Origin of the sequence: Aeromonas sp. FDAARGOS 1405 (assembly GCF_019048265.1) — a bacterium.
Taxonomy (GTDB): Bacteria; Pseudomonadota; Gammaproteobacteria; order Enterobacterales; family Aeromonadaceae; genus Aeromonas; species Aeromonas veronii_A.
Genome location: NZ_CP077311.1, coordinates 2,220,355 through 2,247,087, shown reverse-complemented (window position 1 = coordinate 2,247,087; position 26,733 = coordinate 2,220,355). Strand labels below are relative to the sequence as shown.

At 61.1% G+C, this 26,733-nt stretch carries 9 protein-coding genes; 4 read left to right on the top strand and 5 right to left on the bottom strand.

Annotation, left to right across the window (positions count from 1 at the left end; translation table 11 throughout):
• Positions 1-38: 38 nt before the first annotated feature.
• Positions 39-2,000 (bottom strand): EAL domain-containing protein, encoded by a 1,962-nt coding sequence (locus tag I6L35_RS10675; protein ID WP_216980217.1) that lies wholly within the window; start codon positions 1,998-2,000, stop codon positions 39-41.
• Positions 2,001-2,176: 176 nt separating this feature from the next.
• On the opposite strand from I6L35_RS10675, the gene I6L35_RS10670 reads away from it, so the two are divergent.
• The gene (locus I6L35_RS10670; RefSeq protein ID WP_216980216.1) at positions 2,177-2,671 is read left to right on the top strand and encodes a hypothetical protein; all 495 of its coding nucleotides are present in this window, start codon (positions 2,177-2,179) and stop codon (positions 2,669-2,671) included.
• A gap of 70 nt (positions 2,672-2,741) precedes the next feature.
• On the opposite strand, the gene I6L35_RS21115 is transcribed toward I6L35_RS10670, so the two are convergent.
• The 3 genes from I6L35_RS21115 to I6L35_RS10580 all read right to left on the bottom strand — a co-directional run bounded on the left by I6L35_RS21115 (position 2,742) and on the right by I6L35_RS10580 (position 23,177).
• Positions 2,742-20,528, bottom strand: coding sequence for an Ig-like domain-containing protein (locus I6L35_RS21115; RefSeq protein ID WP_254204561.1), 17,787 nt, complete (start codon positions 20,526-20,528; stop codon positions 2,742-2,744).
• A 224-nt stretch (positions 20,529-20,752) separates the two neighbouring features.
• On the bottom strand, positions 20,753-22,414 hold the full coding sequence (locus I6L35_RS10585; protein WP_005340889.1) for a putative transporter: 1,662 nt from the start codon (positions 22,412-22,414) through the stop codon (positions 20,753-20,755).
• 127 nt (positions 22,415-22,541) lie between these two features.
• Positions 22,542-23,177: a hemolysin III family protein gene (locus I6L35_RS10580; RefSeq protein ID WP_005335337.1), complete on the bottom strand. Its 636-nt coding sequence runs from the start codon at positions 23,175-23,177 to the stop codon at positions 22,542-22,544.
• Positions 23,178-23,352: 175 nt separating this feature from the next.
• Between I6L35_RS10580 and I6L35_RS10575 the strand changes: the two genes are divergently transcribed.
• From I6L35_RS10575 to I6L35_RS10565, 3 genes are all read left to right on the top strand, one after another.
• Complete coding sequence (locus I6L35_RS10575) at positions 23,353-24,876, top strand: aminotransferase class V-fold PLP-dependent enzyme (RefSeq protein ID WP_216980215.1); 1,524 nt, start codon at positions 23,353-23,355, stop codon at positions 24,874-24,876.
• 90 nt (positions 24,877-24,966) lie between these two features.
• Positions 24,967-25,530, top strand: a complete 564-nt coding sequence (locus I6L35_RS10570; protein WP_005354349.1) for a septation protein A — start codon at positions 24,967-24,969, stop codon at positions 25,528-25,530.
• Positions 25,531-25,554: 24 nt separating this feature from the next.
• A complete protein-coding gene (locus I6L35_RS10565; protein WP_216980214.1) occupies positions 25,555-25,851 on the top strand; it encodes a YciI family protein in 297 nt (98 codons plus the stop codon).
• 87 nt (positions 25,852-25,938) lie between these two features.
• On the opposite strand, the gene cysQ is transcribed toward I6L35_RS10565, so the two are convergent.
• Positions 25,939-26,694, bottom strand: coding sequence for a 3'(2'),5'-bisphosphate nucleotidase CysQ (cysQ, locus tag I6L35_RS10560; protein ID WP_216980213.1), 756 nt, complete (start codon positions 26,692-26,694; stop codon positions 25,939-25,941).
• Positions 26,695-26,733: the final 39 nt, after the last annotated feature.

Below are 26,733 nucleotides of genomic sequence, written 5' to 3'. Positions count from 1 at the left end.
AGGCCACCTGCGGGTGGCCTCTCTGTTATTGCAGACTGTCACAAATAACTGGCGGCAAACTGCTCGGGCGGCAACGGGGGGCTGAACAGATAACCCTGTAGCCGATCACACCCCGCCTGGGTCAGCCACAACTGTTGCTCGACGGTTTCCACCCCTTCTGCAGTAATGCAGATCCCCAGCTCATGGCCAAGTCCGATGACCGATCTCACGATGGCGGTGGTGGCACTGTTGCTGACCAACCCCTGGGTGAAGCTGCGATCCAGCTTGAGCGTGGCGACCTTGAGCCTTGGCAGATAGGCCAGCGAGCAATACCCGGTACCGAAATCATCGATGGCCAGTTGAAAACCGGCGGCGATCAGGTTATCCAGGTTGGTCTCGATCTCATCGGCATTCTCCATCAAGACTCCTTCAGTGATCTCCAGCTCCAGCTGGCCTGCATTCAGACCATGACGGGCAATGCAGCCCTGCACCTGCTTGCAGAGCGCCGGATCACGAAACTGCAACGGCGAAAGGTTGATGGAGAGTACCATATCCGGCTGATCGGTTTGCCACTGGGCCAACTGAGCACACCCCAACTCCAGCATCAGTTGACCAAGTTGGCCGATGATCCCCATCTCTTCGGCCAGTGGAATAAATTCTTCCGGCGAGATCATGCCAAGTTCAGGATGCGGCCAGCGGCAAAGCAATTCTGCACCACAAAGCTGATGGGTTGTGCTGCTGATAATGGGTTGGTAGACGGCAACCAGCTGGGATGACTTGATGGCGAGCGGTAACTGGGCGGCGATCAGTTGACGCCGCTTGAGCCGGGCGTGCAGCGCCGGATCAAACAGAGTGCAGTACTGCTGCTGCCGCTTGCCCTGCGCCAGCGCCGCTTCAGCATGGCTGAGCAACCGCTCGGCATCGCTTGCCCGCCCCTGAGCCAGCCCCAGAAACACCGGGATCTGGATACGATGCTCTTCCACCTGATAGTACTCCATCAACTGCTGCTGCAGATGCTGGTTCCACTCCTGCAACGGCTCGTTGAAATCGGGGAGTAACAGACAGAAGTCATCGGCAGCCACCCGGCAGAGCAAGGTTCGCGGCGGAACCAATTGCTGTAGTCGCTTGGCCACCTGGCTCAGCAGGCGATCAGCAATCCGGATCCCGAAGCGATCGTTAACCTCACGAAAGTGGTGCAGATCGACCAGCACCAGTGTGGCGCTGCGGCCCCCCAAATGGCGGCTGGTCTGCAAGAAACGGGAGAGTTTGAGCAGCCCGGTGAGGCTGTCGTAGTGCTGCTCCTGCTGCAACTGTGCCTGAGTGGTGCGCAAGCCAGTGATATCGCGCCCCAGCGTCAGGATCCCGAGGGAGTGACCATCCCCATCGGGGACATCGACCCGGGTGATCTCCATGTGCCGTCCCTGCCCTCTGGCATCCAGCAGACAACATTCGCCGTGGCCCATCCCTTGGGGTGCCGCCAGCCGGAACGGCAGCTGCTGACCCAGCACCTCATTCGCCCCCTGACCAATAAAGTCGAGAAACGCCTGGTTGCACTCCAGCAACACACCGTTGTGATCATCGAAACGGATCAGGTCAGGGATGGCATCGAGCAGAAAACGCTGCAACACCTGCTGTTTTTTGACCGTCTGTTCCAGGTGCTTGCGCTGGGCAATCTCGTTGACCATTCCGAATACGGCATATGGCTCACCCTGAGCCGTGTAAAGCGGGATCTTGTGCACCTCCATCCAGCAGGTCTCACCACCCCGATTACAGTGCAACTGTTGATGAAGCAAGGGAACGCCCCCCGTCAGCAACTGCGCGTCCTCGGTACGAAATACATCGCCCCATGGCATCTCTGCATCACTCTTGCCGACCACCTCGGCGGGTGAACCCAGCTTGGCCTCAATGGCAAATTCACGATTGGCAAACAGGTAGCGACCATGCCTATCACGACAGAAGATACTCATTGGCAACTGGTCGATGATCTGCTGAAGCAGATCCGGGGTAAGCATGTTGGTCACAGGGGCGCTTATGGAGGAATTTCGAGCAAATCTATGATAGCAAACCAATTTTGTAAAGCACCCCCGGTAACCCCTCCATTTACACCGATGCAGCACGCATGCTGACAGAGGTTGTCGCTCAGGTGATAATAGGCACCGGTTGGCCAATGGCCTGATAAATGGACGAGAGAAGCAAGATGAAAAAGATGATGGGGTGCGCATTGGCGCTGCTGCTGGCAGGTTGTGCTGGCGACAATAACGGTGGTGAGGAGTATCGCTACAACCCGCCGGTCGCCAAGGCGACCAACAATACCCAGGAGATGGCGATCCCGGTGGATCTGGTGTGGGCTCGCGCCGAAAAGTGGTTCACCGACCACGGCCTCACCATCGAAAACAGTCAGCGCGGTGCCGGCCTGATGACCGCCAATGTCAACCAGTCGGCCGACGGACTTGAGTGGCTGGACTGCGGTACCATGGGTTCAAAAGTAGCACTGGGCAACCCGAACCTGCAGATCAACCTGATCATCACCCAGAGCGGCAACAGCAGCGTGGCCACTGTCAACGTCAAGGGCAACACCGAGCTGTTCTTTGTTGAATCCTCAGGCGAGCGCGTACCAGCCCCGTCCATCAAGCCGGTCTGTGTCTCCCGCGGCTCTCTGGAGCAGAGCCTGTTCGCCACCCTCGGCAACTGATTTCACTTACCTGCAAAGATAAAAAAAGCGGCAGATTACTCTGCCGCTTTTTTATTGCCCCGAGTTGGGCTTACTTGTCGATATCGAGCATGTTGTTAGTCAACATGTAATCGATCACCTGGTTGGCAGTGGTACCGGCCCCCCCCGTCAGACTATCGAAGGTATGGTTCATCAGTACAATCTCCTGAGTCACCGGCGCAGTACTGCTCTCCTTGACCTGTAGATGTACCCCCTCATTGTCCTGGAACACCGACAGCAGGCTCTTCAGATCGTTCTGGTTACGAGAACCATCGTGATCCAGCAGGTCGCTCAGATCCAGCTTGTCACCTTCCGCCTTGGAGAAGTCGACCACGTAATCCTTGGCAACGCTGCCTGCGGCTGTGTCGCCCTGCAGCCAGGTGAAGGTATCGGCACCGCCATCCCCCTTGAGGATGTCATTGCCAAGCCCGCCGACCAGGATGTCATTGCCCAGACCGCCGATCAGGTTATCGTCGCCGATTCCACCAAACAGGGTATCGTTGCCACTGCCACCGTACAGGGTATCGTTACCGCTCTCGCCATACAGGGTGTCGTTGCCGGCACCACCGAACAGGATGTCGTTGCCGGCACCACCGAACAGGAAGTCATCGCCCCCCTGACCGAACAGGATGTCGTTGCCATCCCCGCCAATCAGCACGTCCGCCTTGTCATTGCTGGAGGACTGATCGAACTCGCTGGCATGGTCCGTGATGTAGTCATGGACCTGGGCATCGGTCACCGAGCCTGCGCCCAGCTTGCCGGCCACATACTGCTTGATGGCCGCGTAGCCTTCACCGTTGATACTGGCGAAGTGGATGGCATCCCCGAACAGGATGTCGTCGCCAGCACCGCCGTCGATCCGGTCACTGCCCGGCAGGTTATTCACCGAGGTGCCCAAGATGGCGTTGGCCAAATCGCTGGCGTTGACGCCGGTCATGATGACGCCGTCAGAGTCATAGGACTTGAGATCGTTGTAGGAGATGTTGGCCCCCAGTCCGATCGCTTCTACCGTAACCCCCATCCCAGTAAGCAGCCCAAAACCTGCTACCGAGTTATTGATAGTTGAGCTGGAGGTAGTGCCGCCATCACCATCCAGTGTTGAGTAGGTATATCCCCCTCTACCATCCGGACGCATAAAACCGATCGGGTTGCTGTATCTACCATCGGCATACACTCGGCCAGCGCTATCGATGATGGTGTAGCCATTGGAGCTATATACCCGACCCGGAATATAGGTGCCACCAAGCAGACTGTTGAGATAGACGTCATAGCTGCTACCTGAGAAATTCAATACCCTCGGGTTGGAACCTTCGTTACCGAGGTAATAAGTCGGCTGACCATCGGTAATGAAATAGGTCAGATTCTTGGCATTACTGTTACTTTGAGCCGTAGAACTACTGAACCAGTTGGCAACCGTCTTGAACACATCTTCATAGTTGGTACCCCCTCCGCTACTCATGGAATCGATTACAGCCTGCAGCTGATTCAAGGCATTGCTGTCTTTCAGGTTCACACTAATACTGGCATTCGACAGAGCATCAAAGTCAACCAGCATGATGTTGACTGTACCAGCCCCTTCGCTACCTGCGCTCGCCTTGAGGCTGGCGAAGATCTGTGCCAACTGGCTCTTTATGGTGTTCATGGCGCTGGTGCCGATACTGCCCGAGCTGTCGACCATAAAGGCGATGTTGTAGTTCTGGCCCGGCAGCACCACGCTGCCATCCAGATCCCCGACCACGATATTGTGTTCGCTGCCATAGGTGCGGTTCTGATCGCCCGGCTCCCCTTCGGTAGAAAGGAAGTAGCTCATGCGGATCGAGTCCTGATCCGATGCGCTGCTGGTCTGATCGGTCGCCACTTCCTTGGCGATGGCTTCAACCTTGAGGTCGAACTGGCCGGCACTGCTGCCCGGCACCCGCAGGGTCAGACCGGTCAGTTTGATGTCCAGTGCACTCTGGTTCCACAGACCGCTCAGCGTCAGCGTGCCATTGGCCCCCACGGTACCGAGCGCGGTGGAGCCCTGATAGAGGGTCGACCCCGTCGGCATGCCGGTCAGCACCAGGCTGTCGAACTGCTCGCTACCATCCCGGTCGGTCAGGGAAGCAGTGATCTCGAGCGGGTAATCCACCACGCTCGGCTGTACCGCCGTCAGGGTGCCGTCGGTCTGGTTGAACTGGTAGATACCGTCATCAAACTGCACCAGCTCGATGTCGTAGAGCGACTTGCTGATGGTGACGCCGTTCTCCTTCACCAGGAAGTTGAAGCCGCCATCACTTCTGCGCTCGATGACATAGTTGGCACGCGAGCCCATCAGTACGGCCAGGTCGGTACCGGCACCGCCAAACAGGGTGTCGCCACCCAGTCCGGCCACCAGGATATCGTTGCCGGTACCGCCGTCGAGGGTGTCACCTGAGGTGGAGTTACCACCGACCAGCACGTCATTGCCAGCACCGCCGACGAAGTAATCGCCGCCGCCCTTAACGCTGACGATGTAGTCATTGCCGTTGCCACCCACCACTTGATCCTGACTGGTGGTGCTGTCGGTCAGACTATTGGTGATGCCAAAGTTGCCCTTGTTGAAGTTGCCGCTCTGGAACGCCCCGGTGGAGATGCCGGACGACGGGTACTGGGTATAAAGCGGGACGCCGTTGCCCGTCAGGCTGATGTCGACCACCGGCTTGTCCGCGACCGCTGTGATATCGATCACCAGCTTGCCTGAGTTACTCAGGTTGGCACCATCGCTGATCTGGTAACCCAGAGTGGCGTAGTCCCCTTGCTGGTTGCCCGTCGTCGTACCGCCACCATTGAGGGCATTGCTGCTGGATTCATTGAGGCTAGGCACAAAGCGCAGATGGCCGCTGTCGATATCGGCGTAGGAGACAAGATCCCCCACCTTCACCGCAATCCACTGGCCAGCAGCGTTCAGGTATTCCAGCTTGCCGCTCAGCGGCAGGGTGTTGATCTGCACGCTCAGGTCAGAAGCGGCCTGATCATCGCTGGCACCAAACTGGGCCCACTTCAGCACCAGTGGCGTGTCCTCCTTGCCGGCACTGTAGCCACCCGTGGTCACCGGCGCCCGATCGTTGTCCACTATGGTGCCGGTCCCGCTCTGCCCACCGATGGTCACCGAGAGGGTCTCGTTCGTTTCGACCAAGCGATCGTTCACCGTCGGGATGGTCACAGTGAAGTCCGACACGCCGGCTGGTACTGTGATCTTGCCGGTAGTGCTGTTATAGGTCACACCATTGCTGAACTGGGCATTGCCCCAATCCTGGTTGGAGGCGGGGTTGTTGCCCGAACCACGAATGGCGAAATCGTATTCAGTCGCTTCCTGGGTCGCATCTGACAGGGTGACTTTGTGCAGCAGATTGCCCCCTTCGGTTACGCTCTCGCTGGAGACTCCCTGAACCAGCGGCGTGAAGAGAGGCTTGGTTGCAAAGGAGCCAATGCTGGCGTCGCCGTCACCATCCACCACCCGGATCTGGAAGTCGATGTCACCATCACCCAGAGGTTTGGACATACGCTGATACTGGAAGAACTCCCACTTGCCTGTGGCCGGCGTAAACTCCAGCTTGAAGACAAGGTTGCCGTCCGCATCCTTCCCGACCAGGGTATTGGCGCCGCTGGCGGTGATGGCGATGGCAGAACCGGAAGCCGTTCGCAGACCATTTTCGAAGGTTGCCGGGTCCATTACCAGCCCGATGGAGCCCTTGCCGTCCGCCCCCCACTGCGGGGTCACGGTGCCGGAACCATAGGCGATTGCCTGCGCCGTGTTGGAACCGAGGAACTCGATGCTCTGTACGGTGAAGTCGCTGTTGTCGGAGGTATTGGTGTTGCCGTTGTTGGTCGCCTTGATCACCATGGTATCAAAGCCGCCCTGCTGCACCTGGAAGTTCTGGTTGAACTCCCCACCCGATGCGTTGGAGTTGAATACCAGGGTACTGATCAGTACACCACCGCGATAGAACTCCACGACCCCGCTCTCGAGCTCGCCGCCAAACATCTTGCTGAACTTGATGTTGGCGCCGTAGGCAACCTTGCCTGCATCCAGCCTGACGATCAACTGCTCGGAGGCGGACGACCCGTCGGCAAAGTGACGGAAGTCAATCTCGTTGGCGAGGTTGTGGTAAGGCGCAGCACCGCTGGCCACCCCCAGCCCCGAGCTGGAGCCATTGACATCCGCCGTTACCAGTGAGGAATCGGTTGCCGACTTGAAGCCCAGGGCGCTGATGGTAAAGCCCGCCATGTTCAGGATGCTCTGGTTGCCACTGTACTTGGTCAGGTCGAAGAGCCCGGTCAGCACGTTCGGAATATCGGTCTTCACCACGGAAACGGCATCGCTGTTGCCGGCAATGGGGGAGTCGTCCTCGACGCTGACATCCAGCTTGCCCTTGGTGACACCGCTGCCATCGGAGACCTCCACATCCAGCTGGAACGACAGCTTGTCTTCCGAGGTCGTATCCCCGTGGTCGAGGGGGCCTTTGAGGGTCACGTCATAGGTCCACTCTCCCTTGCCGCTGGCATTGGGTGCCGTCAGCTTGACCTCGACCACCGCCTTGTAATCGGCGCCGCCAATCACTCCTGTGTAGCCAACCAGCGTCTTGCTGCCCGCATCCCAGCTCCACTGGACCTTGGCCCCACCGGACGTCAGCCCGGCCGGTCCATTCAGGGAAATGTTGAGTGTGCTGCTGTCGATGTCGCCCACCGAGAGGGTACCCGACGCCTTGATGGCATTGGTGGTATCCGGGTTGCCGACCGTGTCGGCAATGCCGTTTGCCAACCCCTCTTCAGAGACGACAACCCCGTTGGAGATGCTCAGTGTCGGCAGATCGTTGACCGCATCCACCTTGATGGTCACGGTTGCGGGACTCGCATCCACGGCGCCGTCGTTGTCTACCGCCGCATAGTTGAAGCTGGTGTTGCCATTCCAGTTCGCATTCGGAGTGAAGGTGAGCTTGCCGGCGTCCGCCACCGCAATGCTCTGATCCACGGTCACCGCCACCCCGTTCAGATAGAGGATGCCGTTGGCAGGCAGGCTCTTGATGGTGAAACTCACCACGTTGCCATCAATGTCGCTGCCACTGAGGGTCGGAATGGCGATGCTGGCGGCATCTTCCTGACCGTTTGCCTGTTTATTCACAGTCTCCGGCGCTTCATTCAGGATCTGCGCGTTGTCGCTGCCCGGCAGTGAGACGTTGCCCGCCTTGTCAGTCTGGGTTGCCGTCACCGTCAACGACTTGCCGTTGGCCGGGGTCGTTTCCGTCCAGCTGATGGTGCCGTTCTGATAGCCGTAGCTCTTGCCATTGCTTGCCAGCAGGGTGCCATCGGCCTTGAGCGTCAATTGGACAGTGCTGTTCACCCCGCCATTGTTGATAGTCAGCGTCACCTTGCCACCCGCAACCAAGTCAGCATGATTGACCTCTGCCCGAACCTGGATCTGATCATTGCCAATCTCGGCCTTGGTCAGCATTTGGTCATTATTGGTGTCATCAACGATGGTCACGGTCGGTGCTGAGGAAGCTACGCTGTCCAGGATCGCATTCTCGCTGTCGGTCGCCGGGTTGCCCGCCTGGTCGGTCACGTCCGCCTTCACGGTGAACTTGCCATCCGCCAGGCCGCTGGCCCCCAGGTCCACGGTGGTGCTGAACTTGCCGCCGGTCACGGTCGCGATGAAGGTCACTGACTTGCCGTTCACGTCGGTCACGGTCAGGGTGACCTTCTGGCCATCTTCCACGTTGCTGGTCGTGCCCTTGAGCTCAACCGCCTTGGCTTCCGCCACCGACAGGTTGCCATCGCCAATTGCCGCCAGGTCGATGCCCGGCAGGTCAGCGTTGTCGCTGTCCAGGATCGCCTCTTCCTTGTCGCTCGCCGGGTTGCCCGCCTGGTCGGTCACGTCCGCCTTGACGGTGAACTTGCCATCCGCCAGGCCGCTGGCCCCCAGGTCCACGGTGGTGCTGAACTTGCCGCCGGTCACGGTCGCGATGAAGGTCACCGACTTGCCGTTCACGTCGGTCACGGTCAGGGTGACTTTCTGACCATCTTCCACGTTGCTGGTCGTGCCCTTGAGCTCAACCGCCTTGGCTTCCGCCACCGACAGGTTGCCATCGCCAATTGCCGACAAATCAATGCTCGGCAGGTCAGCGCTGTCGCTGTCCAGGATCGCATTCTCGCTGTCGCTCGCCGGGTTGCCCGCCTGGTCGGTCACGTCCGCCTTGACGGTGAACTTGCCATCCGCCAGGCCGCTGGCCCCCAGGTCCACGGTGGTGCTGAACTTGCCGCCGGTCACGGTCGCGATGAAGGTCACTGACTTGCCGTTCACGTCGGTCACGGTCAGGGTGACTTTCTGACCATCTTCCACGTTGCTGGTCGTGCCCTTGAGCTCAACCGCCTTGGCTTCCGCCACCGACAGGTTGCCATCGCCAATCGCCGCCAGGTCGATGCTCGGCAGGTCAGCGTTGTCGCTGTCCAGGATCGCCTCTTCCTTGTCGCTCGCCGGGTTGCCCGCCTGGTCGGTCACGTCCGCCTTCACGGTGAACTTGCCATCCGCCAGGCCACTGGCCCCCAGGTCTACGGTGGTGCTGAACTTGCCGCCGCTCACGGTCGCCTCGAAGGTCACCGACTTGCCGTTCACGTCGGTCACAGTCAGGGTGACTTGCTGGCCATCTTCCACGTTGCTGGTCGTGCCCTTGAGCTCGACCGCCTTGGCTTCCGCCACCGACAGGTTGCCATCGCCAATCGCCGACAAATCAATGCTCGGCAGGTCAGCGCTGTCGCTGTCCAGGATCGCATTCTCGCTGTCGGTCGCCGGGTTACCCGCCTGGTCGGTCACGTCCGCCTTGACGGTGAACTTGCCATCCGCCAGGCCGCTGGCCCCCAGGTCCACGGTGGTGCTGAACTTGCCGCCGGTCACGGTCGCGATGAAGGTCACTGACTTGCCGTTCACGTCGGTCACGGTCAGGGTGACTTTCTGACCATCTTCCACGTTGCTGGTCGTGCCCTTGAGCTCAACCGCCTTGGCTTCCGCCACCGACAGGTTGCCATCGCCAATTGCCGCCAGGTCGATGCCCGGCAGGTCAGCGTTGTCGCTGTCCAGGATCGCGTTCTCGCTGTCGGTCGCCGGGTTGCCCGCCTGGTCGGTCACGTCCGCCTTGACGGTGAACTTGCCATCCGCCAGGCCGCTGGCCCCCAGGTCCACGGTGGTGCTGAACTTGCCGCCGCTCACGGTCGCCTCGAAGGTCACCGACTTGCCGTTCACGTCGGTCACGGTCAGGGTGACCTTCTGGCCATCTTCCACGTTGCTGGTCGTGCCCTTGAGCTCAACCGCCTTGGCTTCCGCCACCGACAGGTTGCCATCGCCAATTGCCGCCAGGTCGATGCTCGGCAGGTCAGCGCTGTCGCTGTCCAGGATCGCATTCTCGCTGTCGGTCGCCGGGTTGCCCGCCTGGTCAGTCACGTCCGCCTTGACGGTGAACTTGCCATCCGCCAGGCCGCTGGCCCCCAGGTCCACGGTGGTGCTGAACTTGCCGCCGGTCACGGTCGCGATGAAGGTCACTGACTTGCCGTTCACGTCGGTCACGGTCAGGGTGACTTTCTGACCATCTTCCACGTTGCTGGTCGTGCCCTTGAGCTCAACCGCCTTGGCTTCATCCACCGACAGGTTGCCATCGCCAATTGCCGCCAGGTCGATGCCCGGCAGGTCAGCGTTGTCGCTGTCCAGGATCGCATTCTCGCTGTCGGTCGCCGGGTTGCCCGCCTGGTCGGTCACGTCCGCCTTGACGGTGAACTTGCCATCCGCCAGGCCGCTGGCCCCCAGGTCCACGGTGGTGCTGAACTTGCCGCCGCTCACGGTCGCCTCGAAGGTCACCGACTTGCCGTTCACGTCGGTCACAGTCAGGGTGACCTTCTGACCATCTTCCACGTTGCTGGTCGTGCCCTTGAGCTCGACCGCCTTGGCTTCATCCACCGACAGGTTGCCATCGCCAATTGCCGCCAGGTCGATGCTCGGCAGGTCAGCGCTGTCGCTGTCCAGGATCGCCTCTTCCTTGTCGCTCGCCGGGTTGCCCGCCTGGTCGGTCACGTCCGCCTTGACGGTGAACTTGCCATCCGCCAGGCCACTGGCCCCCAGGTCTACGGTGGTGCTGAACTTGCCGCCGCTCACGGTCGCGATGAAGGTCACTGACTTGCCGTTCACGTCGGTCACGGTCAGGGTGACTTTCTGGCCATCTTCCACGTTGCTGGTCGTGCCCTTGAGCTCGACCGCCTTGGCTTCCGCCACCGACAGGTTGCCATCGCCAATCGCCGCCAGGTCGATGCTCGGCAGGTCAGCGTTGTCGCTGTCCAGGATCGCCTCTTCCTTGTCGCTCGCCGGGTTGCCCGCCTGGTCGGTCACGTCCGCCTTGACGGTGAACTTGCCATCCGCCAGGCCGCTGGCCCCCAGGTCTACGGTGGTGCTGAACTTGCCGCCGGTCACGGTCGCCTCGAAGGTCACCGACTTGCCGTTCACGTCGGTCACAGTCAGGGTGACCTTCTGACCATCTTCCACGTTGCTGGTCGTGCCCTTGAGCTCAACCGCCTTGGCTTCCGCCACCGACAGGTTGCCATCGCCAATCGCCGCCAGGTCGATGCTCGGCAGGTCAGCGTTGTCGCTGTCCAGGATCGCATTCTCGCTGTCGGTCGCCGGGTTGCCCGCCTGGTCGGTCACGTCCGCCTTGACGGTGAACTTGCCATCCGCCAGGCCGCTGGCCCCCAGGTCTACGGTGGTGCTGAACTTGCCGCCGGTCACGGTCGCGATGAAGGTCACTGACTTGCCGTTCACGTCGGTCACGGTCAGGGTGACTTTCTGGCCATCTTCCACGTTGCTGGTCGTGCCCTTGAGCTCGACCGCCTTGGCTTCATCCACCGACAGGTTGCCATCGCCAATCGCCGACAAATCAATGCTCGGCAGGTCAGCGTTGTCGCTGTCCAGGATCGCCTCTTCCTTGTCGCTCGCCGGGTTGCCCGCCTGGTCGGTCACGTCCGCCTTCACGGTGAACTTGCCATCCGCCAGGCCACTGGCCCCCAGGTCTACGGTGGTGCTGAACTTGCCGCCGGTCACGGTCGCGATGAAGGTCACTGACTTGCCGTTCACGTCGGTCACGGTCAGGGTGACCTTCTGGCCATCTTCCACGTTGCTGGTCGTGCCCTTGAGCTCAACCGCCTTGGCTTCCGCCACCGACAGGTTGCCATCGCCAATTGCCGCCAGGTCGATGCCCGGCAGGTCAGCGTTGTCGCTGTCCAGGATCGCCTCTTCCTTGTCGCTCGCCGGGTTGCCCGCCTGGTCGGTCACGTCCGCCTTGACGGTGAACTTGCCATCCGCCAGGCCGCTGGCCCCCAGGTCCACGGTGGTGCTGAACTTGCCGCCGGTCACGGTCGCGATGAAGGTCACCGACTTGCCGTTCACGTCGGTCACGGTCAGGGTGACTTTCTGACCATCTTCCACGTTGCTGGTCGTGCCCTTGAGCTCAACCGCCTTGGCTTCCGCCACCGACAGGTTGCCATCGCCAATTGCCGACAAATCAATGCTCGGCAGGTCAGCGCTGTCGCTGTCCAGGATCGCATTCTCGCTGTCGCTCGCCGGGTTGCCCGCCTGGTCGGTCACGTCCGCCTTGACGGTGAACTTGCCATCCGCCAGGCCGCTGGCCCCCAGGTCCACGGTGGTGCTGAACTTGCCGCCGGTCACGGTCGCGATGAAGGTCACTGACTTGCCGTTCACGTCGGTCACGGTCAGGGTGACTTTCTGGCCATCTTCCACGTTGCTGGTCGTGCCCTTGAGCTCGACCGCCTTGGCTTCCGCCACCGACAGGTTGCCATCGCCAATCGCCGCCAGGTCGATGCTCGGCAGGTCAGCGTTGTCGCTGTCCAGGATCGCCTCTTCCTTGTCGCTCGCCGGGTTGCCCGCCTGGTCGGTCACGTCCGCCTTGACGGTGAACTTGCCATCCGCCAGGCCGCTGGCCCCCAGGTCTACGGTGGTGCTGAACTTGCCGCCGGTCACGGTCGCCTCGAAGGTCACCGACTTGCCGTTCACGTCGGTCACAGTCAGGGTGACCTTCTGACCATCTTCCACGTTGCTGGTCGTGCCCTTGAGCTCAACCGCCTTGGCTTCCGCCACCGACAGGTTGCCATCGCCAATCGCCGCCAGGTCGATGCTCGGCAGGTCAGCGTTGTCGCTGTCCAGGATCGCATTCTCGCTGTCGGTCGCCGGGTTGCCCGCCTGGTCGGTCACGTCCGCCTTGACGGTGAACTTGCCATCCGCCAGGCCGCTGGCCCCCAGGTCTACGGTGGTGCTGAACTTGCCGCCGGTCACGGTCGCGATGAAGGTCACTGACTTGCCGTTCACGTCGGTCACGGTCAGGGTGACTTTCTGGCCATCTTCCACGTTGCTGGTCGTGCCCTTGAGCTCGACCGCCTTGGCTTCCGCCACCGACAGGTTGCCATCGCCAATCGCCGCCAGGTCGATGCCCGGCAGGTCAGCGTTGTCGCTGTCCAGGATCGCCTCTTCCTTGTCGCTCGCCGGGTTGCCCGCCTGGTCGGTCACGTCCGCCTTCACGGTGAACTTGCCATCCGCCAGGCCACTGGCCCCCAGGTCTACGGTGGTGCTGAACTTGCCGCCGCTCACGGTCGCGATGAAGGTCACTGACTTGCCGTTCACGTCGGTCACGGTCAGGGTGACTTTCTGGCCATCTTCCACGTTGCTGGTCGTGCCCTTGAGCTCGACCGCCTTGGCTTCCGCCACCGACAGGTTGCCATCGCCAATTGCCGACAAATCAATGCTCGGCAGGTCAGCGTTGTCGCTGTCCAGGATCGCATTCTCGCTGTCGGTCGCCGGGTTGCCCGCCTGGTCGGTCACGTCCGCCTTGACGGTGAACTTGCCATCCGCCAGGCCGCTGGCCCCCAGGTCTACGGTGGTGCTGAACTTGCCGCCGCTCACGGTCGCCTCGAAGCTCACCGACTTGCCGTTCACGTCGGTCACGGTCAGGGTGACTTTCTGACCATCTTCCACGTTGCTGGTCGTGCCCTTGAGCTCAACCGCCTTGGCTTCCGCCACCGACAGGTTGCCATCGCCAATTGCCGCCAGGTCGATGCCCGGCAGGTCAGCGTTGTCGCTGTCCAGGATCGCGTTCTCGCTGTCGGTCGCCGGGTTGCCCGCCTGGTCAGTCACGTCCGCCTTGACGGTGAACTTGCCATCCGCCAGGCCGCTGGCCCCCAGGTCTACGGTGGTGCTGAACTTGCCGCCGGTCACGGTCGCCTCGAAGCTCACCGACTTGCCGTTCACGTCGGTCACGGTCAGGGTGACTTTCTGACCATCTTCCACGTTGCTGGTCGTGCCCTTGAGCTCAACCGCCTTGGCTTCCGCCACCGACAGGTTGCCATCGCCAATCGCCGCCAGGTCGATGCTCGGCAGGTCAGCGTTGTCGCTGTCCAGGATCGCATTCTCGCTGTCGGTCGCCGGGTTGCCCGCCTGGTCAGTCACGTCCGCCTTGACGGTGAACTTGCCATCCGCCAGGCCGCTGGCCCCCAGGTCTACGGTGGTGCTGAACTTGCCGCCGGTCACGGTCGCGATGAAGGTCACTGACTTGCCGTTCACGTCGGTCACGGTCAGGGTGACTTTCTGACCATCTTCCACGTTGCTGGTCGTGCCCTTGAGCTCAACCGCCTTGGCTTCCGCCACCGACAGGTTGCCATCGCCAATTGCCGCCAGGTCGATGCCCGGCAGGTCAGCGTTGTCGCTGTCCAGGATCGCGTTCTCGCTGTCGGTCGCCGGGTTGCCCGCCTGGTCGGTCACGTCCGCCTTGACGGTGAACTTGCCATCCGCCAGGCCGCTGGCCCCCAGGTCCACGGTGGTGCTGAACTTGCCGCCGCTCACGGTCGCCTCGAAGGTCACCGACTTGCCGTTCACGTCGGTCACGGTCAGGGTGACCTTCTGGCCATCTTCCACGTTGCTGGTCGTGCCCTTGAGCTCAACCGCCTTGGCTTCCGCCACCGACAGGTTGCCATCGCCAATTGCCGCCAGGTCGATGCTCGGCAGGTCAGCGCTGTCGCTGTCCAGGATCGCATTCTCGCTGTCGGTCGCCGGGTTGCCCGCCTGGTCAGTCACGTCCGCCTTGACGGTGAACTTGCCATCCGCCAGGCCGCTGGCCCCCAGGTCCACGGTGGTGCTGAACTTGCCGCCGCTCACGGTCGCGATGAAGGTCACTGACTTGCCGTTCACGTCGGTCACGGTCAGGGTGACTTTCTGACCATCTTCCACGTTGCTGGTCGTGCCCTTGAGCTCAACCGCCTTGGCTTCATCCACCGACAGGTTGCCATCGCCAATCGCCGCCAGGTCGATGCTCGGCAGGTCAGCGTTGTCGCTGTCCAGGATCGCCTCTTCCTTGTCGCTCGCCGGGTTGCCCGCCTGGTCGGTCACGTCCGCCTTGACGGTGAACTTGCCATCCGCCAGGCCACTGGCCCCCAGGTCTACGGTGGTGCTGAACTTGCCGCCGGTCACGGTCGCGATGAAGGTCACTGACTTGCCGTTCACGTCGGTCACGGTCAGGGTGACTTTCTGGCCATCTTCCACGTTGCTGGTCGTGCCCTTGAGCTCGACCGCCTTGGCTTCCGCCACCGACAGGTTGCCATCGCCAATTGCCGCTAGGTCGATGCTCGGCAGGTCAGCGTTGTCGCTGTCCAGGATCGCCTCTTCCTTGTCGCTCGCCGGGTTGCCCGCCTGGTCGGTCACGTCCGCCTTCACGGTGAACTTGCCATCCGCCAGGCCACTGGCCCCCAGGTCTACGGTGGTGCTGAACTTGCCGCCGGTCACGGTCGCGATGAAGGTCACTGACTTGCCGTTCACGTCGGTCACGGTCAGGGTGACTTTCTGACCATCTTCCACGTTGCTGGTCGTGCCCTTGAGCTCAACCGCCTTGGCTTCCGCCACCGACAGGTTGCCATCGCCAATCGCCGCCAGGTCGATGCTCGGCAGGTCAGCGTTGTCGCTGTCCAGGATCGCATTCTCGCTGTCGGTCGCCGGGTTGCCCGCCTGGTCGGTCACGTCCGCCTTCACGGTGAACTTGCCATCCGCCAGGCCACTGGCCCCCAGGTCTACGGTGGTGCTGAACTTGCCGCCGCTCACGGTCGCCTCGAAGGTCACCGACTTGCCGTTCACGTCGGTCACGGTCAGGGTGACTTTCTGACCATCTTCCACGTTGCTGGTCGTGCCCTTGAGCTCGACCGCCTTGGCTTCCGCCACCGACAGGTTGCCATCGCCAATCGCCGCCAGGTCGATGCTCGGCAGGTCAGCGTTGTCGCTGTCCAGGATCGCATTCTCGCTGTCGGTCGCCGGGTTGCCCGCCTGGTCGGTCACGTCCGCCTTGACGGTGAACTTGCCATCCGCCAGGCCGCTGGCCCCCAGGTCTACGGTGGTGCTGAACTTGCCGCCGGTCACGGTCGCGATGAAGGTCACTGACTTGCCGTTCACGTCGGTCACAGTCAGGGTGACCTTCTGACCATCTTCCACGTTGCTGGTCGTGCCCTTGAGCTCAACCGCCTTGGCTTCCGCCACCGACAGGTTGCCATCGCCAATCGCCGCCAGGTCGATGCTCGGCAGGTCAGCGTTGTCGCTGTCCAGGATCGCCTCTTCCTTGTCGCTCGCCGGGTTGCCCGCCTGGTCGGTCACGTCCGCCTTCACGGTGAACTTGCCATCCGCCAGGCCACTGGCCCCCAGGTCTACGGTGGTGCTGAACTTGCCGCCGCTCACGGTCGCCTCGAAGGTCACCGACTTGCCGTTCACGTCGGTCACAGTCAGGGTGACTTGCTGGCCATCTTCCACGTTGCTGGTCGTGCCCTTGAGCTCGACCGCCTTGGCTTCCGCCACCGACAGGTTGCCATCGCCAATCGCCGCCAGGTCGATGCTCGGCAGGTCAGCGTTGTCGCTGTCCAGGATCGCCTCTTCCTTGTCGCTCGCCGGGTTGCCCGCCTGGTCGGTCACGTCCGCCTTCACGGTGAACTTGCCATCCGCCAGGCCACTGGCCCCCAGGTCTACGGTGGTGCTGAACTTGCCGCCGCTCACGGTCGCGATGAAGGTCACTGACTTGCCGTTCACGTCGGTCACAGTCAGGGTGACCTTCTGGCCATCTTCCACGTTGCTGGTCGTGCCCTTGAGCTCAACCGCCTTGGCTTCCGCCACCGACAGGTTGCCATCGCCAATTGCCGACAAATCAATGCTCGGCAGGTCAGCGCTGTCGCTGTCCAGGATCGCATTCTCGCTGTCGCTCGCCGGGTTGCCCGCCTGGTCGGTCACGTCCGCCTTGACGGTGAACTTGCCATCCGCCAGGCCGCTGGCCCCCAGGTCCACGGTGGTGCTGAACTTGCCGCCGCTCACGGTCGCCTCGAAGGTCACCGACTTGCCGTTCACGTCGGTCACAGTCAGGGTGACCTTCTGACCATCTTCCACGTTGCTGGTCGTGCCCTTGAGCTCAACCGCCTTGGCTTCCGCCACCGACAGGTTGCCATCGCCAATTGCCGCCAGGTCGATGCCCGGCAGGTCAGCGTTGTCGCTGTCCAGGATCGCGTTCTCGCTGTCGGTCGCCGGGTTGCCCGCCTGGTCAGTCACGTCCGCCTTGACGGTGAACTTGCCATCCGCCAGGCCGCTGGCCCCCAGGTCTACGGTGGTGCTGAACTTGCCGCCGGTCACGGTCGCCTCGAAGCTCACCGACTTGCCGTTCACGTCGGTCACGGTCAGGGTGACTTTCTGACCATCTTCCACGTTGCTGGTCGTGCCCTTGAGCTCAACCGCCTTGGCTTCCGCCACCGACAGGTTGCCATCGCCAATCGCCGCCAGGTCGATGCTCGGCAGGTCAGCGTTGTCGCTGTCCAGGATCGCATTCTCGCTGTCGGTCGCCGGGTTGCCCGCCTGGTCAGTCACGTCCGCCTTGACGGTGAACTTGCCATCCGCCAGGCCGCTGGCCCCCAGGTCTACGGTGGTGCTGAACTTGCCGCCGGTCACGGTCGCGATGAAGGTCACTGACTTGCCGTTCACGTCGGTCACGGTCAGGGTGACTTTCTGACCATCTTCCACGTTGCTGGTCGTGCCCTTGAGCTCGACCGCCTTGGCTTCATCCACCGACAGGTTGCCATCGCCAATCGCCGCCAGATCGATGCTCGGCAGGTCAGCGTTGTCGCTGTCCAGGATCGCCTCTTCCTTGTCGCTCGCCGGGTTGCCCGCCTGGTCGGTCACGTCCGCCTTCACGGTGAACTTGCCATCCGCCAGGCCACTGGCCCCCAGGTCTACGGTGGTGCTGAACTTGCCGCCGGTCACGGTCGCGATGAAGGTCACTGACTTGCCGTTCACGTCGGTCACGGTCAGGGTGACTTTCTGACCATCTTCCACGTTGCTGGTCGTGCCCTTGAGCTCAACCGCCTTGGCTTCCGCCACCGACAGGTTGCCATCGCCAATCGCCGCCAGGTCGATGCTCGGCAGGTCAGCGTTGTCGCTGTCCAGGATCGCATTCTCGCTGTCGGTCGCCGGGTTGCCCGCCTGGTCGGTCACGTCCGCCTTCACGGTGAACTTGCCATCCGCCAGGCCACTGGCCCCCAGGTCTACGGTGGTGCTGAACTTGCCGCCGCTCACGGTCGCCTCGAAGGTCACCGACTTGCCGTTCACGTCGGTCACGGTCAGGGTGACTTTCTGACCATCTTCCACGTTGCTGGTCGTGCCCTTGAGCTCAACCGCCTTGGCTTCCGCCACCGACAGGTTGCCATCGCCAATCGCCGCCAGGTCGATGCTCGGCAGGTCAGCGTTGTCGCTGTCCAGGATCGCATTCTCGCTGTCGGTCGCCGGGTTGCCCGCCTGGTCGGTCACGTCCGCCTTGACGGTGAACTTGCCATCCGCCAGGCCGCTGGCCCCCAGGTCTACGGTGGTGCTGAACTTGCCGCCGGTCACGGTCGCGATGAAGGTCACTGACTTGCCGTTCACGTCGGTCACAGTCAGGGTGACCTTCTGACCATCTTCCACGTTGCTGGTCGTGCCCTTGAGCTCAACCGCCTTGGCTTCCGCCACCGACAGGTTGCCATCGCCAATCGCCGCCAGGTCGATGCTCGGCAGGTCAGCGTTGTCGCTGTCCAGGATCGCCTCTTCCTTGTCGCTCGCCGGGTTGCCCGCCTGGTCGGTCACGTCCGCCTTCACGGTGAACTTGCCATCCGCCAGGCCACTGGCCCCCAGGTCTACGGTGGTGCTGAACTTGCCGCCGCTCACGGTCGCGATGAAGGTCACTGACTTGCCGTTCACGTCGGTCACAGTCAGGGTGACTTTCTGGCCATCTTCCACGTTGCTGGTCGTGCCCTTGAGCTCGACCGCCTTGGCTTCCGCCACCGACAGGTTGCCATCGCCAATTGCCGACAAATCAATGCTCGGCAGGTCAGTATCCACCTGATAGCCTTCCTTGTCGGTCGCAGTGGCGCTGTTGCCCGCCACGTCGGTGCTGGTCACGCTGGCATCGATGGTGCGGTCGCCATCGGTCGCCAGGTCGCTGCCCGCCACCAGGATGGTGAAGCGGCCATCGGCATCCACAGGACCGGTGAACGATTTACCGTTGACGGTCAGGGTGACGATGTCCCCTGCCTTGAACTCGCCCGTCACGGTGCCGCTGACCGGGATCTGCTGACCCGCTTCGGCGGCGTTGATGACGTCGTCGGCGGTGATGTCGGCATCCAGGGTGATGGCCAGGTCAGGGGCCTTGCTATCAACACTACCATCGTCGGTAGAGGTACCTGTGTTGCCGGCCGGATCGGTGATGCTGGCCGTCACCTTATAGCTGCCTTCGGCCAGCGGAGTAGTGACATCTACGCTGTAGCTGCCACCAGGTTGTACCGTGGCGGTCAAATTTTGCTGGTTACCATTGGCATCGGTCACGACCAGAGTGACCGTGCTGCCAGCAGGTGCATCCGTAGTACCCGTGATGGTCGGGGTGGTGTCATTGGTATTGTCAGGTGCATCAACAGTAATCACTGGAGCGGTTGCATCCACACTGCCATCATCAGTTGCACTGCCGGCATTCCCCGCAGGATCGGTCACTGTGGCGGTGACGGTATAAGAACCCTCGGCCAATGGGGTGACCACATCCACGGTGAAGGTACCGCTGGGGGTGACAATAGCGGTCAGGGTCTGCTGATTGCCGTTGACATCGGTCACCACCAGGGTCACCGTGCTGCCAGCAGGTGCATCCGTGGTTCCGGTCAGGGTCGGTGTGGTGTCATTAGTGTTATCTGGCGCAACAACGGAAATGGTGGGTGGAGTCAGGTCAAATACTTCATCCTCGCCAGCAGCACCAAGCGGTGGCTCGCCATTGGTGTTGTAGGTGGTATCGAAGGTCGCTTCGGCAATGGTTGCGGAGCCGGTACGGTCGATGGTGACAAAACCGCCGTTGCCACTGGCTCCGGCGACACCACCAACCCCGCCACCACCGGCAGCAGGTGCACCGCCTGCGGCGGAGGCTTCAAAGGCCCGAGTCGGGTCAGCGCCACCCAAAATGGCTTCTTGCAGGGCACTGATATCATCGGGTGTGCCTGCGGCACTGTTTTGCGCCAGCTGAGGAGCATCTTCCTCTTCGGCAGGCTCACTCTGTTCGCTGGCCGGTTGCACATTGAAAGCGTGTCCGCCGCCCATGAAACTGGCGCCATCCGGCGACATGATCACCGCCCCTTTCGGCAGCACATCCCCTTCCACCAGCAACTTGCGGCTACCATCTGCAGCCACCTGATAAACTTGACCTTTGAGCTGGGTGACGGTTACGCCCTGTTCCAGAGTAACGGAATTGGTAATCATGTTCTCTCCTGAATCCTGATTTGCATGCAAAAAGCCACAGCCTACTCTGCACAGAGAGAGAGCAAATAACCAGTTCGAAAATTCGAAAGAATAGACTGATTTGAGGCTGGACCGTTCAGCCAGGCTGAAGGGTGGCGAGGGGATTACCGAAAAATAAAAACTAAAATTATCAATACATTATCATGACAGGAGCATGACAAGGCATACTCCTGTCCGGTTTAACCCTATGCACCGGCCCAGAGGATGATGGCCAGCAGTTGCGGCGAGATGATCCGCAAGAACATCACCAGCGGGTAGACAGTGGCATAGGAGAGCGCACTGGCACCACTGGTCGGGTGCATGGCGTTGGCAAAGGCCAGCGCGGGAGGATCTGTCATGGAGCCGGCCAGCAAGCCGCACAGGGTCAGATAGTTCATCTTGCCATAGAGACGTGCCAGCACCCCGACCACCAGCAAGGGGATCAGGGTAATGGCTGCCCCATAGAGCATCCAGGAGGGGCCATCACCGTTGATCAGGGTATCAACGAAACCCGCCCCCGACTTGAAGCCGACCACCGCCAGAAACAGCACGATGCCGATCTCCCGCAGCGCCAGGTTGGCACTGGGGGGCATGAACCAGTAGAGCTTGCCGATGCTGCCGATCCGCGACAGGATCAGCGCCACCACCAGCGGCCCACCCGCCAAGCCGAGCTTGAGCGCGGCCGGGAAGCCCGGCAGATAGAAGGGGATGGAGCCAAGCAGCACGCCAAGACCGATCCCGATAAATACCGGCAACATCTGCACCTGTTGCAGTTTTTGCTGCACGTTGCCGACCACATTGGTCACCGCTTCGATGGCATCGAGGCGCCCCACCAGGTTGAGGATGTCACCAAACTGCAGGCTGGTCTGGCTGGTCGGCACCAGTTCGATACCGGCCCGGTTTAGGCGCGAGATCACCACGTCATAACGCTGTTTGATGTCAAGATCGCGGATCTTCTTGCCCAGCACTTGCTCGTTGGTCACCACTACCCGCTCCACCCTCAGGTCGGTACCGCGAGTCGATAGGGAGGTGTCGACCTCTTCTCCCAGCACCAGCAACACCTTGTGCAAGGCATGGCGCTCACCAACCAGGTGGAGCAGGTCGCCCAGCTCGATACGTGAATCAGGGCGCGGCACCATCAGCTCGTCGCCACGCTTGAGGCGCGAGCAGATCACATCAGACTCGTCGAGGCTCGGGATCTCGCTCAGCATCAGGCCATGCATGTTTGGGTTGCGTACCGCGATATTGATGGTCTGCAGGCTCTCTTTGGTTTTACCGGTCTGTTGCTCGAATTGGGCAGCTTCATCGTCAATCTTGATGCGAAAGAAGACCCTGACCAGCCACATAGTTAGCAAAATGCCGCAGATGCCGAACGGATAGGCCACTGCGTACCCCATCCCCATCAGCCCGGTTGACCCATGAGGAGCTCCCAGCTCCGCCAGGATCTGCTGACCCGCACCGAGGGATGGCGTATTGGTCACGGCACCGGAGAAGACCCCGAGGATCACCGGTAGCGGCACATCAAACAGTTGATGAAGTGCCGCCGCAACGATGCACCCCAGGATAACCAGCAAAGCAGCAAAAGCATTGAGCTTGAGTCCGGAGCTGCGCAATGACGAGAAAAAACCGGGGCCGACCTGAATGCCGATGGTATAGACAAACAGGATCAGGCCAAACTCTTGAATAAAATGAAGTGTTTGCTCATCGAGCGCCAGCTCTGACACACCGGCAAAGTGACCCACTATGATGCCGCCGAACAGCACCCCCCCTATCCCCAAGCCAACGCCATAGACTCGCCAGTTTCCCAGCCAGAGTCCCAGCACTGCCACCAGCGACAACATGCTGATGGAAAGCGCGATTTCACTCATTTCGTGCATCCTTTGCGAATTGAACTGGCCCTAGCTTGTCAGCAAACTCAGTCGCCAACTGTGTGATACCGCACGAATTTATCCTTTTACGCGCTAAAAATACCAATTAAGGGCTAGTTGCAAGACGTTAGGCGACGTAGCCGTAAATGGCCATAAAGTGACAAACGCTGCCACCCAGCACAAAGAGATGCCAGATAGCGTGGTTGTAGGGGATCTGCTTGGCCACATAGAAGATAACCCCGAGACTGTAGATAAGGCCGCCAAGCCCGAGCAGCAACAGCCCCTCACCGGCCAGATGGATGTAGAGCTGGTAGATGACCACCAGCGACAGCCAACCCAGCATCAGGTAGGTAAAGAGCGACAACTTCTTGAAGCGGTTGATAAATACCAGCTTGAACACCACGCCAGCCAGCGCCAGGGCCCAGATCACCACCATCAATCCCTTCGCCAGCGGCGTGTCGAGTGCAACCAGCAGGAAGGGGGTATAGGTGCCGGCAATCAGCAGATAGATGGCGCAGTGATCAAACACCTTGCACCAGCGTCTGGCCCGCCCTTCCGCCATGCTGTGATAGAGGGTCGAGGCGAGATAGAGCAATACCAAACTGCCGCCATAGAGGCTGTAGCTCACCAGCGCCTGCGTACCCTGTCCCCATCCCTTGATGAGCAACAGCACCAGCCCGACAATCCCCAGCAACAATCCCGCACCGTGACTCAGCCGGTTTGCCAGCTCCTCCCGGGGGGAGTAATCCATCACACCACTCATAACATCGACTCCACAATAACTGTGGCTCACTCTACCCAGCACCATTTCGGAGTACAAGTGTTCGCTTAAAAAATGGGGTGGCTGTCACCCGCCCCCCTTTGGTGTATGCTCTGCCGCCGATGCCCGAGACAAGCGGCATAGACACCTAACCCGGTGACCTGGTCTGGAGAACCTGATGAAGTTGACTGAGTTGTTTGCACAAGCGGATCCCGCCTTTGGCGAGGCGATGAACACCTTGCTGGAGAGCTTCCACCACTCCGACGACAGTCAGGCCCCCTATCAGCGCGACCTGTTCACCCACCAGCTCGATCAATCCCGCATGCCTGCAGTCGGCCAACCTATCGAGGAGTATCTGGCGCGGCTGGCTACTCTGGTACCCGGCGCCTCGCACCTCACCTCGCCACGCTACATGGGCCACATGACGGCGCCCCTGCCGGCCTATACCGCCGAGCTGTCGCGCCTGCTGGTGATGCTCAACCAGAATCCGATGAAGATGGAGTCCTCCCGCCTGCTCAGCTTTCTGGAGCGGGAGGTGCTGGCCAAGCTGCACCGCCTCATCTATGGCAGGGACGATGCCTTCTACGGCGAGCAGATGCATGCCAAGGATGCCGCCCTCGGCGTCATGACCAGCGGCGGCACCATCGCCAACGTCACAGCTCTCTGGCTGGCCCGCAACCGCGCCTGCGGCGACAACCTGTTCGCGCTCTATGAGCAAGGCTATCGCGGTGCAGTCATTCTGGGCTCCCGGCTGATGCACTACTCCTTCGACAAGGGGATGGATCTGCTGGGACTGGGCGCCCGCAGCGTCTGGCGCCTCGAGACCGACGAGCAGAACCGGCTCAGTCTGGCTGCGCTGGAACAGGCGCTGATCCAGTGCAAAGAGCAGAAATTGAAAGTACTGGCATTGGTCGGCGTGGCAGGCAGTACCGACTTTGGCTCCATCGATCCCCTGCCTGAGCTGGCGGCCATTGCCGAACGAGAGCAGATCCACTTCCACGTGGATGCTGCCTGGGGTGGCCCGACCCTCTTCTCCCCCCGCTATCAAGGTCTGCTAGCCGGAATAGAGCAGGCCGACACCGTCACCCTGGATGGTCACAAGCAACTTCTGGTGCCGCTCGGTACCGGCATGCTGCTCTGCCGCCAGCCCGACCTGATGATGGCGGTCAAGCGGGAGGCGCCCTATGCCATTCGCGCCACCTCGTTCGATCAGGGTCGCTTTACCCTGGAGGGCACCCGCCCGGCCAACGCCCTCTATCTGGATGCCGCCTTCCAGCTCTTCGGCCAGCAAGGCTATGCCGAGCTTATCGAAGCCAACTACGACCGAGCCAGACTGATGGCCGAGCTCATCGAAAGCGACCCCGCCTTCGAGCTGATGTCTGCTCCGGTGATGAACCTGCTCTCCTATCGCTGCATCCCGCCCCATCTGCAGGGCAAGGTGCTGGATGAAGCGGCCAATGCGCAGATCAACGACTTCAACGTAGCCCTGCAAAAAGCCCAGCGGGCCGAGGGGCACAGCTTTGTCTCCCGCACCCAACGAGCGGTGGTACGCTACGGTGCCCAACCGCTCACCCTGCTGCGCGCCGTGCTGCTCAACCCTCTGATTGAAGAGCGCCATATCCGCGACCTGCTGGCCGATCAGCTGCGACTGGGGATCTCCATTGCACGCCAACTGTTTGGCGACAGCGCGGAACCGGCGTAAAAATGAGCGGTCTTATTCATTTGCCGTTGTCCGCCATGCAGGTAGACTGGGCAAAATTTGCAGGCCATCTTTGAGGACTAGGCGCCAACAATGAAGCAATTTATTGAATTTATTCCACTTATCGTTTTCTTCGCGGTCTACAAGTTCTACGACATCTACATGGCTACCGGCGCACTGGTGGTGGTCACCGGTCTGCAGCTCGCCTACAGCTGGATCCGCTATCGCAAAGTCGAGAAGATGCAACTATTCACCTTCCTGCTGGTCGGCTTCTTTGGCGGCCTCACGGTTTTCTTCCACGATGACACCTTCATCAAGTGGAAAGTGACTGTCATCAACGTACTGTTCGCACTGGGTCTGCTCATCAGCCGCTACGGCTTTGGCAAGAACCTGATCAAACAGATGCTGGCCAAGGAGCTGCAGGCACCCGATGCAGTCTGGGACAAGGTCAATCTCGGCTGGGTCGGCTTCTTTACCGTCTGTGGCCTGCTCAACCTCTATGTGGCGTTTAACCTGCCGCAAGAGATGTGGGTCAACTTCAAGGTGTTCGGCCTGCTGGGGATGACGCTGGTCTTTACCCTGCTGAGCGGCGTCTATCTCTATCGCCACATCCCTGCCGAGCAGTTGTCCCAGCAAAAAGACGAACCCAAAAAATAACCCTCATCAGAAAAGGATCCTCTCATGTGGTATCTCATCTACTCCGAAGATGTCCCCGATAGCCTGCCACTGCGCAAGCAAGTTCGCCCTGCCCATCTGGCTCGCCTGCAAGCCCTGCAGGATGAAGGGCGCCTGCTGACCGCCGGTCCAAACCCGGCCATCGATGCCGAGGATCCGGCCGATGCAGGCTTTACCGGCAGCACCGTCATCGCCGAGTTTGCCTCGCTGGCTGACGCCAAAGCCTGGGCCGATGCCGATCCCTATGCTGTAGCTGGCGTCTATGCCAAAGTGACCATCAAGCCGTTCAAGAAAGTCTTTTAAAACTGCGTCAAATACAAAGAGGCCGGAACGGATGTACAACCCGCTCCGGCCTCTTTTTATTGCGCGATGCTCAGCGCACCAACAAGGTCACGCTCTGGCGACAAACCAGGGATTGAGGATATCGGGCTTGTTGTAGGCAAGGGATGAGCCATCGAGCTGGGTGACGCTGCCCCCCGCCCCCTCCAGCACCGCCTGCGCCGCACCAGTATCCCACTCGCAGGTAGGAGCGAGGCGCGGATAGAGCTCGGCGCCCCCCTCGGCGATGATGCAGAACTTGAGGGAGCTGCCCATGGAGACCAGCTCGATCTCGCCAAAAGGAGCCAAGAAATCGAGGGTCTCCTGCGACAGGTGGTTGCGACTGCCCACCACTCGCCACGCCTCTCCTTCACGATGAGCCCGGGTCTGGATGGACTCGCGCTTGCCATCGGCGATGCGCCAGGCGCCAACTCCTTTGCCGCCATACCAGAGCTTGTCCAGCACCGGCGCATAAACCAGCCCCCAGCGCGGCGCCCCCTCTTCAATCAGCGCGATATTGACGGTGAACTCGCCGTTGCGGGAGACAAACTCCTTGGTGCCATCGAGGGGATCCACCAGCCAGTAGCGTGACCAGCCGTGGCGCGCCGCCATCACCTCGGGCCCCGACTCCTCGGACAATACAGGGATGTCGGGTGTCAGCCGTGCCAACCCCTGAACGATCACCTCATGAGCCCCCTTGTCAGCCGCGGTCAGCGGGCTCTCGTCGCTCTTGTACTCCACCGCGAAGGGCTGGCTGTAGATGGCCATGATGGCCGCTCCCGCCGCGCGGGCGACAGGTTCAAGTTCGGTGATATCGGGGTGGTACATAACAGGCTCGTCCAGTGAGTGAGAAACCCAGTCTATCGC

What these genes read in the sequence shown, in the direction of transcription:
- I6L35_RS10670 (WP_216980216.1), top strand. Translation starts at nt 2,177, where the DNA reads ATGAAAAAGATGATGGGGTGCGCATTGGCGCTGCTGCTGGCAGGTTGT.
- I6L35_RS21115 (WP_254204561.1), bottom strand. Translation starts at nt 20,528, where the DNA reads ATGATTACCAATTCCGTTACTCTGGAACAGGGCGTAACCGTCACCCAG.
- I6L35_RS10585 (WP_005340889.1), bottom strand. Translation starts at nt 22,414, where the DNA reads ATGAGTGAAATCGCGCTTTCCATCAGCATGTTGTCGCTGGTGGCAGTG.
- I6L35_RS10580 (WP_005335337.1), bottom strand. Translation starts at nt 23,177, where the DNA reads ATGAGTGGTGTGATGGATTACTCCCCCCGGGAGGAGCTGGCAAACCGG.
- I6L35_RS10575 (WP_216980215.1), top strand. Translation starts at nt 23,353, where the DNA reads ATGAAGTTGACTGAGTTGTTTGCACAAGCGGATCCCGCCTTTGGCGAG.
- I6L35_RS10570 (WP_005354349.1), top strand. Translation starts at nt 24,967, where the DNA reads ATGAAGCAATTTATTGAATTTATTCCACTTATCGTTTTCTTCGCGGTC.
- I6L35_RS10565 (WP_216980214.1), top strand. Translation starts at nt 25,555, where the DNA reads ATGTGGTATCTCATCTACTCCGAAGATGTCCCCGATAGCCTGCCACTG.
- cysQ (WP_216980213.1), bottom strand. Translation starts at nt 26,694, where the DNA reads ATGTACCACCCCGATATCACCGAACTTGAACCTGTCGCCCGCGCGGCG.